Annotated in this window: 15 protein-coding genes and 1 pseudogene; 11 read left to right on the plus strand and 5 right to left on the minus strand. The window is 62.3% G+C overall.

From position 1 onward, the window contains the following. From VR74_RS21120 to recF, 5 genes are all read left to right on the plus strand, one after another. The coding region (locus VR74_RS21120; RefSeq protein WP_299950680.1) for a hypothetical protein at positions 1 to 240 on the plus strand (240 nt) is incomplete at its 5' end. Between the two features lie 221 nt (positions 241 to 461). Beyond that, positions 462 to 1,946: a chromosomal replication initiator protein DnaA gene (locus VR74_RS14390; protein WP_045697728.1), complete on the plus strand. Its 1,485-nt coding sequence runs from the start codon at positions 462 to 464 to the stop codon at positions 1,944 to 1,946. Positions 1,947 to 2,145: 199 nt separating this feature from the next. Then, positions 2,146 to 3,267: a DNA polymerase III subunit beta gene (gene dnaN / locus VR74_RS14395; RefSeq protein WP_045697726.1), complete on the plus strand. Its 1,122-nt coding sequence runs from the start codon at positions 2,146 to 2,148 to the stop codon at positions 3,265 to 3,267. 4 nt (positions 3,268 to 3,271) lie between these two features. Then, complete coding sequence (locus VR74_RS14400) at positions 3,272 to 3,667, plus strand: putative quinol monooxygenase (RefSeq protein WP_299950572.1); 396 nt, start codon at positions 3,272 to 3,274, stop codon at positions 3,665 to 3,667. 22 nt (positions 3,668 to 3,689) lie between these two features. Then, a complete protein-coding gene (recF, locus tag VR74_RS14405) occupies positions 3,690 to 4,802 on the plus strand; it encodes a DNA replication/repair protein RecF (RefSeq protein ID WP_045697991.1) in 1,113 nt (370 codons plus the stop codon). Here the strand turns inward: recF and VR74_RS14410 are convergent. Genes VR74_RS14410 through VR74_RS14420 form a run of 3 tightly spaced genes read right to left on the minus strand, consistent with a single transcriptional unit; the run spans position 4,799 to position 7,403 of the window. Continuing rightward, positions 4,799 to 5,749, minus strand: a complete 951-nt coding sequence (locus VR74_RS14410; RefSeq protein ID WP_045697993.1) for an alpha/beta fold hydrolase — start codon at positions 5,747 to 5,749, stop codon at positions 4,799 to 4,801. The two genes, recF and VR74_RS14410, sit on opposite strands and share 4 nt — an antisense overlap. Before the next feature lie 49 nt (positions 5,750 to 5,798). After that, positions 5,799 to 6,254 carry a MarR family transcriptional regulator gene (locus VR74_RS14415; RefSeq protein ID WP_045697995.1) on the minus strand — a complete coding sequence of 152 codons (456 nt, stop codon included), beginning with the start codon at positions 6,252 to 6,254 and terminating at the stop codon, positions 5,799 to 5,801. A gap of 9 nt (positions 6,255 to 6,263) precedes the next feature. Then, positions 6,264 to 7,403: a hypothetical protein gene (locus VR74_RS14420; RefSeq protein WP_045697997.1), complete on the minus strand. Its 1,140-nt coding sequence runs from the start codon at positions 7,401 to 7,403 to the stop codon at positions 6,264 to 6,266. Between the two features lie 134 nt (positions 7,404 to 7,537). Here VR74_RS14420 and VR74_RS14425 point away from each other — a divergent pair, with 134 nt between their 5' ends. After that, positions 7,538 to 8,644 (plus strand): S-(hydroxymethyl)glutathione dehydrogenase/class III alcohol dehydrogenase, encoded by a 1,107-nt coding sequence (locus VR74_RS14425; protein WP_045697999.1) that lies wholly within the window; start codon positions 7,538 to 7,540, stop codon positions 8,642 to 8,644. A gap of 22 nt (positions 8,645 to 8,666) precedes the next feature. On the opposite strand, the gene VR74_RS21125 is transcribed toward VR74_RS14425, so the two are convergent. Beyond that, a complete protein-coding gene (locus VR74_RS21125; protein WP_299950683.1) occupies positions 8,667 to 8,828 on the minus strand; it encodes a hypothetical protein in 162 nt (53 codons plus the stop codon). 150 nt (positions 8,829 to 8,978) lie between these two features. Here VR74_RS21125 and VR74_RS14430 point away from each other — a divergent pair, with 150 nt between their 5' ends. From VR74_RS14430 to VR74_RS14450, 5 genes are read left to right on the plus strand one after another with little or no spacing between them, the layout of a single operon-like run. Then, on the plus strand, positions 8,979 to 9,356 hold the full coding sequence (locus VR74_RS14430) for a VOC family protein (RefSeq protein WP_045698001.1): 378 nt from the start codon (positions 8,979 to 8,981) through the stop codon (positions 9,354 to 9,356). A 7-nt stretch (positions 9,357 to 9,363) separates the two neighbouring features. Next, complete coding sequence (locus VR74_RS14435) at positions 9,364 to 9,831, plus strand: GFA family protein (protein WP_045698003.1); 468 nt, start codon at positions 9,364 to 9,366, stop codon at positions 9,829 to 9,831. Between the two features lie 17 nt (positions 9,832 to 9,848). Next, positions 9,849 to 10,316 carry a Rid family hydrolase gene (locus VR74_RS14440; protein WP_299950685.1) on the plus strand — a complete coding sequence of 156 codons (468 nt, stop codon included), beginning with the start codon at positions 9,849 to 9,851 and terminating at the stop codon, positions 10,314 to 10,316. Next, the gene (locus VR74_RS14445) at positions 10,313 to 10,654 is read left to right on the plus strand and encodes a hypothetical protein (RefSeq protein ID WP_045698005.1); all 342 of its coding nucleotides are present in this window, start codon (positions 10,313 to 10,315) and stop codon (positions 10,652 to 10,654) included. Before VR74_RS14440 ends, VR74_RS14445 begins: the two co-directional genes overlap by 4 nt. A 20-nt stretch (positions 10,655 to 10,674) precedes the next feature. Beyond that, the gene (locus tag VR74_RS14450) at positions 10,675 to 10,962 is read left to right on the plus strand and encodes a hypothetical protein (RefSeq protein WP_045698006.1); all 288 of its coding nucleotides are present in this window, start codon (positions 10,675 to 10,677) and stop codon (positions 10,960 to 10,962) included. Here the strand turns inward: VR74_RS14450 and VR74_RS14455 are convergent. Next, positions 10,959 to 11,248: pseudogene (locus VR74_RS14455) on the minus strand (hypothetical protein); the annotation flags it as partial. The gene VR74_RS14450 and the pseudogene VR74_RS14455 overlap by 4 nt on opposite strands.

Here is an 11,248-nt window from a genome sequence, read left to right on the forward strand (position 1 = left end):
AGCCCGCCCGGAATATGGTCTACTTTATTCGACAAAATATTCTGGTCCGTTGCAGCATTTTTGCGCAGTTTGACAGGCCAGAGATGCAGGATCGGGCGGCTTGAATACGCGGATCAAAAAGAAGCAGATTTTGACCGGAATTTCACAGCCAATTTTCCATCAGGGGTGTTGACAGAACAGACGCGAACGATTGCGCCGGATGACTCACTCACAAAAAAAATGCACCTGATAAGCGGCTGATTTTGATGCGATTTTGAAGACATGGCGCAAGAGTCAACCAGCCAATTCCCGTCGTCATCAAAAAGATACACTTGCCACCAATTCGGCCTGACGGTACCTTGTGGATATCAGCTTTTAACTCTCCCTGCACGGAGTATTTACGGGGCCCAGATAGATATCTGGAGGGAGAGTTGCGTGCCTGCTGATCAGGACTAAACATAACAAGAAAATGGGGCTCGGCGATGGACCGAAATACACTTTTTGATTCTGAGCATGGCGTAGAGTTTTCGGGCACGGAAAAAGTCAATAATCTCCCAGGCCAGGCGATCTGGACACAAGTTCGGGAAAAGCTGGCAACCGTGTTGAACGCAACGGATTATGACCGTTGGATCGAAGACCTGCGCCTGATTGCGGAAGTCGATGGTGAAATGGTGATCGCGGCCCGTGATCCCCTTGCCTATGACCGCGTCGTGGCTGAGCACAAGCGGCTGATCCAGCGCACATGGCGTGAACTCGATCCTGCCCGGCGCGGCATCCGGCTCGAATGCTGGCGCAATGCGCGCGCTGAAATTCGCGATCTCGTGTCCGATCCCTGGGCCGACATGGCGGCTGCGCCCCAACCGGAGCCCGCGATCGCAGGTTCTGGCGATGGCGAGAAGCCGACAGGTGCCTCCAGTGCAAACGGCGCGCCCGAGATGACATTCGAGACGCTGGTCGTCGGCCAGTCGAACGAGATAGCCGTACAGCTTGCGCAGCGGATTGCGGCAGGCCAGACCGTCGGAACATCGACAACGCTGATCTATGGCCGTCAGGGCACCGGCAAGACGCATTTGCTGGTGGCGCTGAAGAACCGGGTTGAAGCCAGCGATTCCGAGCGGGTCGTCGTCTATCTCACGGCCGAGGAATTCATGTCGGCCTATCATGACGGCGTGAAGGCCAAGGACACGAGCGGGCTGAAAAGGCGTCTTCGGTCGGCGACGCTCCTGCTGATCGACGACCTGCACCGTATCGCCGGCAAACCGGGCACCGAGACCGAGCTCTACCAGAACATCCGCGAAGTCACCGGCAATGGCGGTCAGGTGGTTCTGGCAGGCGATGAAGCCCCTGGCGATGTCACAGGCTTCGGCCCCCGCATGCGGGCCGAGCTGAAGGGCTCGATCGCTGTCGAAGTGGGGCTTCCCGACGCTGACATGCGCCGCGAAATCCTTGTGCGCCTTGCAGCCCACATAGAAGCGGGGCATCCAGACTTTGTCCTGACCGACGAAATGATCACGCGCATCAATGCGGGCATCCGTGGCCCCGGCCGCGAGCTGACCGGTGCGATCTGGAGCCTTTACACCGAAGCCGGCTTCGGTGACCGGGCCCCGACCATGGACATGCTGGACCGCGTGATCCGGCGCCATCAGGGAGAAATCAAAGTGCCCACGATCGAACTCGTCAAGCGTGCGACAATGAAGGTGTTCAACATCTCCAAGAGCGATCTGGAAAGCCCTTGCAAGGCCCGTGCAGTCGTCTATCCGCGTCAGGTGGCCATGTATCTCTGCCGCGAAAAGACCGGCAAGTCGCTTCCACAGATCGGTCACAGTTTCGGCAAGCGCGATCACACGACCATCCTCTACGCCCACCGGAAGGTGACGAAGAATATCGCAACCGACCCGGAACTGGCGGGCGACATTGCCCGTGTGTCCGAGGCGATTTTCGAGCTCCAGGCGGCAGGCGCAAACTAGAACCGCCAGGTATCCCTTGGGCATCGCCGGATCGGCGCTTGGCTTTTCCGCCCGATTGTTTAAGGGTTCTTAGCCCGCTCTCCACCAGAGAGCGGGCTGATTCTGCCAGGGGCCTCCAGCCCGTTCGGCACGAACCAGTCCAATCGAATATGACCAGGCAGACAGGCGCACCGGGCGCCGGTGAGGGACGGACAAACAGATGAAGCTAACCATTGAACGCAGCGATCTCCTCAATGCCCTCTCGCATGTGCAGAACGTCGTTGAGCGCCGCAATACGATTCCGATCCTGTCGAACGTCCTGCTGCAGGCCAGCAAGGGCCAGTTGAAGCTCACCGCGACGGATCTCGACATCGAGGCCGTCGACAGCGCCGACGCGAAAGTCACGGCGGAAGGGGCGATCACTGCGCCCGCCGGGACCTTGTTCGACGTGATCCGCAAGCTGCCCGCCGGCGCAGAGGTTGAACTCGAAACCCAGCCCGACAACCAGCGCCTCACGATCCGCGCAGGCCGTTCGCACTTCGAACTGCCCACCCTGCCCGCCTCCGATTTCCAGACGATGAGCAGCGATGACGGCGCGACCAGCTTCTCGGTCGACGCGAAGGATTTCGCCCGCCTGATCGACAAGACGCGCTTTGCGATCTCGACCGAAGAGACCCGCTACTATCTCAACGGCGTCTATCTTCACGGCGTCAAGTCAGACGATGGCACCCCGGTCCTGCGCACGGTCGCCACTGACGGTCACCGTCTGGCCCTCGCCGAAATTCCTGCGCCGAAGGGATCTGAAAATCTCGAAGGCGTGATCGTCCCGCGCAAGGCTGTCGCCGAAGCGCGCCGCCTCGTCGATGCGATTGACGGCGATATCGAGATTGAAGTGTCCGACACCAAGATCGTGGTGCGCGCGGGCCGCGCTGTGCTGACATCGAAACTGATCGACGGATCCTTCCCCGACTATTCGCGCGTCATTCCCAAGGGCAATGACAAGAAACTCGTCGTCGACAACAAGGCCTTCGAGGCCGCTGTCGACCGCGTCTCGACCGTTTCGGCAGAGCGCTCGCGTTCGGTCAAGATGTCACTGTCCGAAGGCAAGCTGACCCTTGCGGTCAACCATGCCGAAACTGGCGCCGGCAATGAAGAGCTTGAAGCCGAATACGGCTCTGACCCGATGGAGATCGGCTTCAACGCCAAATACCTCCTCGACATCGCTGGCCAGATCGAGGCTGAGACCGCCGAGTTCATGTTCAACGATCCGGCCTCCCCCGCGCTCGTGCTCGACCCGTCGGACGACAGCGCGCGCTATGTGCTGATGCCGCTTCGGGTGTAATGTCATGATCCTGGCCCTGCACCGCCGCCGGTTTCTGATCGGCGCGGCTGCAACGGCCAGCTTCGGCGCATGTGCATCACCAGGGACGCAGACCAACACGATGTATGGACTGATCGGCAAATTCACTTCCACGGACGGCGACCGTGACCGGCTGGCGGCCATCTTGCTGAAGGGCCTGCGCGACATGCCCGGCTGCCTCAGCTATATCGTCGCCAATGATCCAGGCGATCCCAATGCGCTGTGGATCACCGAGGTCTGGGACAATGCCGACAGCCACAAGGCCAGCCTATTGCTGCCGTCTGTCCAGGCCGCCATCCAGGAAGGCCGCCCCCTGATCGCCGGCATGCAGCAGGTCGCCGAGACCGCACCCGTCGGCGGCCACGGCCTGACGGCGACATGATTTCCCGGCCCCCCGGCATGTCATGACCGCGCTCACCCGCCTTTCGCTGACGGACTTCCGCAACTACGCGGCGCTCTCCCTGCATCTCGACGGTCGCCACGTCTGCCTGTTCGGCGCGAATGGCGCGGGCAAGACCAACCTGCTCGAAGCCGTCAGCCAGCTCGGCCCCGGGCGCGGGCTGCGGTCTGCCACCCTGCCGGAAATGGTCCGCAAGGATGCCGCGGGCGGCTGGACAGTCGCAGCCACGCTCGCCAATGACCAGAAGATCGGTGTGGCGCTCGAAAGCGGCTCCGGCGCCAAGCGCAATGTCCGCGTCGATGGCGCCTCCGCCACCGCATCAGACCTCGCAGACCTGATCCGCATCGTCTGGCTGACCCCTTCCATGGACAGCGTGTTCCGGGGCGGGGCGTCCGACCGCCGGCGCTTCCTTGACCGCCAGGTCATGTCGCATGTGCCGACCCATGGCCGCGCCGCCAGCCGGTACGAACAGGCGATGCGCGAGCGCAATGCCCTCCTCGAACGCGGGCATGTCGATCCGGCATGGGCCGACGCAATCGAGGCGCGCATGGCCGAGGCCGGCGCCGAGATTGCCATCAATCGCGCCCATGTACTGGAATCCCTGCAAGTCGCCATCGAAGCCCGGCCCGAGGGCCATTTTCCCAAGGCAGACCTGACGCTGGACGGCGATGCCGAACAGGCGGCCCTGCGCGGTGACGATTTCAAGTCGATTTTCGAGGCGCTGGCCGAAACCTTCCGCACGACACGCCGCCGCGACATTGCCGCCGGGCGCACGATTGACGGCCCGCACCGCTCTGACCTCATGGTCATTCACCGTCCCACCGGCGCCCCAGCCCGCGATGCCTCGACCGGGCAGCAGAAGGCGCTCCTCATCGGCCTGATACTTGCCTCGGCTGGCGCGCTGAGGGCCGACGGCGATGGTCCGGCGCCCTTGCTACTGCTCGATGAAGCCGCCGCGCACCTCGACCCCGACCGCCGCGCAGCCCTCTATGACGAGCTGTGCGCCCTTGGCGGGCAGGCCTGGCTCACCGGCACGGAACGCTTCCTGTTCGAGGCGTTCGGTGACCGCGCCCAATGCGTGCGCGTCGATGAGGGCGCCGCGCGCGTGGAAATCTAGTCGGCTCTGTCCGGCGAAAGCCACTCCAGCAGTATCGGATTGACCTCACTATGGCGCTGGTAATTCAGGCCATGCGTGCCGCCTTCAATGATCCGCACATCAGCGCGTGGAACCAGCGCCATCAGTTTCGCCGCGCTGGAGATATTCACCGTCGCATCCTGGTCGCCGAACACGGCCGTCACGGGAATATCGGTTTTTTCCGCCACCGTACGGAACAGTCGCTCGCGATCCGACATCGGGAAATGCCGCAGTGTCGACAGCAACGCCGGACCATAGCCGCGAAAATCCATCTGGCGGGTCACATCGCCCTGCAGGCGGAAGTCCGGCGCAATCGCGCTTTCATCATATTGCGGATCGCCCAGCAATATCCCGCGCCCGAACACATGCCATATCCAGTCGCCAATCACCGGCACCCGCACCAGCCTGGCCGCGCTGCTGTCAGCGCCTGCCACATCAAGGCCGGCAGGTACGAACAGGAACAGGGATGCCACGCGCCCGGGGTGGCGCCCCGCAAAATCCATGACGATCGGGCCGCCCATCGACAGGCCGACAAGGTGCACAGGCTCTCTCAGGCCGAGCCCGTCGAGCAGGTCCATCAGTTCGCGATCATAGAATGCATCGTCATAGGGGCCTTTCGGACGATCAGACCAGCCGCGCCCGAAATGGTCGTACCGCACGACGCGGTAGCCTGCATTCACCAAGGCTGCTGCATTCTGCTCGAAGATGAAGGAAGGCGTCGAAAACCCGTGCACCATGACGACGGTTTCGCCATCTTCAGGCCCTTCCACGCGATAGTGAAGCGTGCCGTCCGTCACCTCCAGGAACTGGCCCGGCGCCTGCGTGCGGGCTTCGGCATCCATCGCCTTGAGACCCGCCCCGGCCCACCAGTAGACCACCAGCAACACAGCCGCCAGGAGGCCAGCTATCCACAACAGCAATCTGGTCATTGGTCCATCCCGTGTCGCGCCGTCGGGAGGGCCCGTCAGACATTTTCAATCACCGGTGCATATCGAGCCAAATTCGCAGTTTTTGCAAGGCAGGAATCAGCGCCTCGACTTCCTCGGCCGACAAGGCGCTTTCAAGATCGCCAAGTCCCGGTCCTGCGGCATTCATGGCGGATTCCCGCGCGTCGCGGCCCGCCTTGGTCAATGTGACAATCTTCGCCCTGCCATCGGCCGGGTTCTTGTGCAATGCGATGAATCCCTTGGCCTCCAGTCTCTGCAGTGTGCTCGTCATCGTGCCCTTGGTCACCTGGAAGGCTGCGGCCAGCCGGGCCGGGGACCAGTCCCCCTCCCCCTCAAGCCGCACCAGATGGTTGAGCACGCTGAACTGCGCCACCGTCAGCCCATGCGGCAGCATGCGGTCCAGGCGCGCGCCGGACAGCTGGCTGATAATGCCGATCTCGTTCAGCAGCAGGAACAAGGCCTGCTCGCGTTTGGATAGTTTGCTCATTGGAAGCCTTCAGGTGATCAGGTGCGTTTCCATCGGCCAGCGCGGCGCCGCGATGACCGGCTTGGCATAGCCCACCCGCACAAGCATTTGCAGCCGCTGCCCGCCGCCGATCATGTCATGCACTTCCGCATAAAGGTCTGCCATTTCCGGATATTCCTGCAGCGACTGGCTCCATGGATGCACTTTCAGCCCTTCCCGTTCGGCTGCCAGCACGAGCCGCATATAGGCACGTCCTGCTGCAATTTGTGACGCCCGCGTCGTGCCGGAATTGCCGAGCCAGGCAAAGGCGCGTGCCGTCATGGCGGCGTCATGGAACATCGCCATGCCCTGTTTCGACGCGCTTGAATTCGGATCAGACAGCTCCTTGCGATTGACCACACCTGCCATCTTCGCCAGCGCGATCATCGGGCCTTCAAGGAACAGCCCGTCCGGACTGGCCGCCACTTCCTTCGCGCCGATCCGCATCAGATCGACGCTTTCCTGGTTTGTATAATCGGTCGTCATTTCCACAGTGTGCGCCCGCCATGTGAGATCGCGCAGCTTTGCGGCCAGCGCATCATTGCCGCACCCGTCAGCGCTCACGCCGTACACATTGCCGCTCGACAGCGTGGCCGCCAGCGCATCCGGCGCCACGTCGCGCGCGTCGAAAGGGTTGCGGTTTGTGTGGCGGGCTAAAGTATAGGCAAACAGCGGGTCCGGTTCAGCCTCGCCAGACACGAACCGCACATGCGCCACCGCGCGCGCATCCAGCGTGGCCATGTCCTCACCTTCAGGAAACAGCGTGATATCGGCCCGGTACCCATCCTCGGCTGCCGCGAGCGCCAGCAATTCCAGGAACGCGCCATGCCCGATCACGATCTGGCGGTCGAAGGGGTCGGTCGCCGGCAGGCGGCGGTCGAGGTCGCAGAACAGGGTCAGCGCGTCCTCGCCATCAAGGCGCACCAGCCAGGGCTGCATATTGTGCGGATTGGGCGCAAGGATCGCGTAGGACAGGGCACGCCGCCGGAACTCTGTTTGCTGCCCCGCATCCCGCCACGGCGCCCGCGCCGAGCGTGACGGGCCATTCGCCGCGGCAAATCCCCCGGCCCCTGCCGCCGCCAGCACGACACCGCCCCCAACCAGTTTCAGCACGCCGCGCCGTGTCGTCATCGTCCCGCTCCTTATTTAGCTTGATGCCATACTTTTTAGTTCGATACCAAACCAAAGTCAATTACCCGCGTGGAGTGGATCATCGCGCTCAGCCGGTCTACGTAGGGGCAACAGATTGTCCGGAGACCTGATTCATGAAGACCCGCGCTGCCGTCGCCTTTGAAGCAAAGAAACCCCTCGAAATTGTCGAACTGGACCTTGAAGGCCCGAAGGCCGGCGAAGTCCTCGTAGAAATCATGGCGACCGGCATCTGCCACACGGACGCCTACACGCTCGACGGTCTCGACAGCGAAGGCCTCTTCCCCAGCGTGCTCGGCCATGAAGGCGCAGGCATCGTGCGCGAAGTCGGCGCAGGCGTCACATCCGTGAAGCCCGGCGATCATGTCATCCCGCTCTACACGCCGGAATGCCGCCAGTGCAAAAGCTGCCTCTCCGGCAAGACAAACCTCTGCACCGCCATCCGCGCCACGCAGGGCAAGGGCCTGATGCCGGACGGCACGAGCCGCTTCTCCTACAAGGGCCAGACCATCTACCATTACATGGGCTGCTCGACCTTCTCGAACTTCACCGTCCTGCCGGAAATCGCCGTCGCGAAAATCCGCACCGACGCGCCTTTCGACAAGGCCTGCTATGTGGGCTGCGGCGTCACCACCGGTGTTGGCGCGGTGACCAATACAGCCAAGGTCCAGGTCGGCGACAATGTCGTCGTGTTCGGCCTCGGCGGCATCGGCCTCAACGTGCTGCAGGGCGCGCGGATGGCGGGCGCCGACAAGATCATCGGCGTCGACATCAACGATTCCAAGAAAGAGTGGGGCGAGCGGTTCGGCATGACGCATTTCGTCAATCCGAAGAACACGCAGGACGTGGTCGCCCACATCGTCGAGCTGACCGATGGCGGCGCCGACTATTCCTTTGACTGCACCGGCAACACGGATGTGATGCGCCAGGCGCTCGAATGCTGCCATCGCGGCTGGGGCACCTCGATCATCATCGGCGTGGCCGAGGCCGGCAAGGAAATCAGCACACGGCCTTTCCAGCTCGTCACCGGCCGCAACTGGCGCGGCACGGCCTTCGGCGGCGCCAAGGGCCGCACCGACGTGCCCAAGATCGTCGACTGGTACATGAACGGCAAAATCCAGATCGACCCGATGATCACCCACGTCATGGGTCTCGAAAAGATTAACGACGCGTTTGACCTGATGCATGCGGGTGAGAGCATCCGGAGCGTGGTGGTTTACTAAAGTCGCGGCACTTGGTTTGGGTCTACTTCATGCCCCAAGCAAGCACCCAGAACCCTATACCCGTCACGATTGGCGGTGGTACGATATTGGGAGCTGGCATCAGACCCAGCGCGATCATGATCGTGCCGAGAACGATCATGGAGTAGAAAACGGCGTTCTTTTTATTGCTGTTGATAAGGGACATGGTGCGCTCCGCTGGTTGCAATCGCTAACCCAACGCAGCGGCAGGTCTTCGGTTCAATGGCGAGGCGAATAACAAAACAGGATTTTCGTGCTGGCGTCCGCTCTTGGGCTGATGCAGGTTACGCTCAACTGTTTTGAAGGAAATACACAAATGTTCAGTCACGTAATGATCGGCACAAACGATCTCGAAAAATCGAAGACATTTTACGACGCCGTATTCAAGGCGCTTGGCGGGCGCGAGGCGATTGTCGATCCGAAAGGCCGCCTGATCTACATCCACAATGGCGGCACCTTCCTGGTGACCCCGCCGATCGACGGCCAGCCAGCCTGCCATGCCAATGGCGGCACGATCGGCTTTACGGCCGACAGTCCGGAACAGGCAGATGCCTGGCATGCCGCCGGTGTGGCCGCTGGCGGCAAGGCCATTGAAGACCCGCCGGGCTGGCGCGAAGGCAATGGCATGCGCCTTTACCTCGCCTACCTGCGCGACCCTGACGGCAACAAGATCTGCACCATGCTGCGTGGCTAGGCTGAGCATGACGGACTGGAATCTTCCCTGGAAGGCCAGCTGCCTGTGCGGCGGCGTGCAGATGAAAATCTCCGCGCCGCCCATGGTCACAATGGCCTGCCATTGCCGCGGCTGCCAGAAACTGACGAGCGGGCCTTACTCGCTCTCAATGTTTCTGCCGGACGCAGGTTTCGAAGTGACCGCCGGCGAGCCTGTGATCGGCGCACTGAAGGGTGAGCACAAGCACTTCTACTGCCCGGACTGCCTGTCGTGGCTCTTCACGCGCCCGGCCGGCATGGACATGGTCAATCTGCGCTCGACCATGCTCGATAATGCCGCCTGGGCCGCCCCGATCATGGAAACCGGCACCGCCACCCGTTTGCCTTTCGCGCAAACCGGGGCAGAGTTCTCATATGAGGGGTTCCCCCAAATGTCTGACTTCCCGACGATCATGCAGGCCTTTGCAGATCACGGCGCCAGACCGGACAACAGCTGATGAGGAGAGACACGAACATGATGAAATACGCACTGATAGGTGTTTCGCTCGCAACGCTCGCGGGTTGCATCGCGGTCGATGTCGACGAGACCCGTATAGGCCCTAACGTTTCCCATTTCGGCAGCATGGCTGTTGGCGGCACGGAACTTCCCTTCTCGAAGGCCGTTATGGCGGGCGACACGATCTATCTCTCCGGAGAACTGGGCATCGACCCGGAAACCAATGCGCTCGTCCCGGGCGGCACCGGTCCGGAGACGACCCAGATCTTCGCCAACCTGGAGCGCACCTTGAACACGTTCGACGCCGATCTCTCAGACCTCGTCAAATGCACCGTCTTTCTCGGTGACATGGCCGACTATGCCGAGATGAATGCAGCCTACAAGGCGGCGCTGCCAAATCCCAAGCCCGCGCGCGCCACGGTCGGCGTCTCCGGTCTCGCCCTCGGGGCCAATCTTGAGATTGACTGCATCGCGGTGGCATCATGACCGATGACGCCCCAAAGGACTGGAAACTGAAACTGCGCTACGGCCAGATCGACACAAACTTCCAGCATTTCGCCCTCGTCGCCGATGGCCGTGTTGTCGAGCCCAATGCCGAGTTCAAGACCGAGGCCGGGCCATCCGTCCTGTCCATGAAGGCCTGGGCCAAGGATTCCGAAGAGGCCGGCGACATGATCGTCGCGATCAGCAACCATCTCGGGTTCAAGATCGCCGACAAGGTCGAAATCTACGCCACAGAGCCTGACGCCCCGCCGCAGGAAAAGCCCTATGGCTATGACCTGCGCTTCACGCCCTACGACAATCCGGACATGATGCTGCAATAGACGCAAGGGAGCCATTTGCCATGTCCGGAGACGACGGGGCGCCCTCACTGGATACGGTCCGGTCAGACGCCATCCGCTGGGTGATCGAGGCCGCCATCGCAGACGGCAATAGTGTGACCGTGCTGGCCGACTGGACCCTTGCCCGCGTCGCCCACATGCGCAGCGGCCTGACGCCCGGCCTGCGCCGCCGGATAGCGGAACGCTACCCCGACCTCGAATTCTTTGCTGAACCGGGCACACCGCACATGGCGGCCCATGAAGGCTATATCGAGAACGGTTTCTCTGTCTCTTTCCCGCAGGAGACCTAGGCGAGCTTCAATCGGCAATCCCGGCGCACCAGGCGGGCCGGCAGCCTGAAATCCATCAGGGGCGAACCGCCCACCCTGTCCAGCAGCGCGGCCAGCCGCGCCTTCGCATCCGCGTCCATCGCGTCAATCGCGTCGGTCACCGCCTGCAGGCGCCAGAGCGGGAACGTCCTCGCCGCGCACTCGCCCTCAAAGCCGCCCGTCTCGAATGGAACCATGCCCAGCCCGCGCGGCACGTCGGCGCCTGAACCCGCCGTGCCTGCCCACGCGCCAAACAGGGCCGCCGTCT

Source organism: Hyphomonas sp. BRH_c22 (genome assembly GCF_000961795.1).
GTDB lineage: Bacteria > Pseudomonadota > Alphaproteobacteria > Caulobacterales > Hyphomonadaceae > Hyphomonas.

Excerpts from the sequence above, each read along its gene's own strand:
- VR74_RS14440 (WP_299950685.1), top strand. The coding sequence starts at position 9,849 with ATGATGAAATACGCACTGATAGGTGTTTCGCTCGCAACGCTCGCGGGT.
- VR74_RS14450 (WP_045698006.1), top strand. The coding sequence starts at position 10,675 with ATGTCCGGAGACGACGGGGCGCCCTCACTGGATACGGTCCGGTCAGAC.
- VR74_RS14400 (WP_299950572.1), top strand. The coding sequence starts at position 3,272 with ATGATCCTGGCCCTGCACCGCCGCCGGTTTCTGATCGGCGCGGCTGCA.
- recF (WP_045697991.1), top strand. The coding sequence starts at position 3,690 with ATGACCGCGCTCACCCGCCTTTCGCTGACGGACTTCCGCAACTACGCG.
- VR74_RS14445 (WP_045698005.1), top strand. The coding sequence starts at position 10,313 with ATGACCGATGACGCCCCAAAGGACTGGAAACTGAAACTGCGCTACGGC.
- VR74_RS14415 (WP_045697995.1), bottom strand. The coding sequence starts at position 6,254 with ATGAGCAAACTATCCAAACGCGAGCAGGCCTTGTTCCTGCTGCTGAAC.
- dnaN (WP_045697726.1), top strand. The coding sequence starts at position 2,146 with ATGAAGCTAACCATTGAACGCAGCGATCTCCTCAATGCCCTCTCGCAT.
- VR74_RS21125 (WP_299950683.1), bottom strand. The coding sequence starts at position 8,828 with ATGTCCCTTATCAACAGCAATAAAAAGAACGCCGTTTTCTACTCCATG.
- VR74_RS14410 (WP_045697993.1), bottom strand. The coding sequence starts at position 5,749 with ATGACCAGATTGCTGTTGTGGATAGCTGGCCTCCTGGCGGCTGTGTTG.
- VR74_RS14435 (WP_045698003.1), top strand. The coding sequence starts at position 9,364 with ATGACGGACTGGAATCTTCCCTGGAAGGCCAGCTGCCTGTGCGGCGGC.
- VR74_RS14390 (WP_045697728.1), top strand. The coding sequence starts at position 462 with ATGGACCGAAATACACTTTTTGATTCTGAGCATGGCGTAGAGTTTTCG.
- VR74_RS14420 (WP_045697997.1), bottom strand. The coding sequence starts at position 7,403 with ATGACGACACGGCGCGGCGTGCTGAAACTGGTTGGGGGCGGTGTCGTG.
- VR74_RS14430 (WP_045698001.1), top strand. The coding sequence starts at position 8,979 with ATGTTCAGTCACGTAATGATCGGCACAAACGATCTCGAAAAATCGAAG.
- VR74_RS14425 (WP_045697999.1), top strand. The coding sequence starts at position 7,538 with ATGAAGACCCGCGCTGCCGTCGCCTTTGAAGCAAAGAAACCCCTCGAA.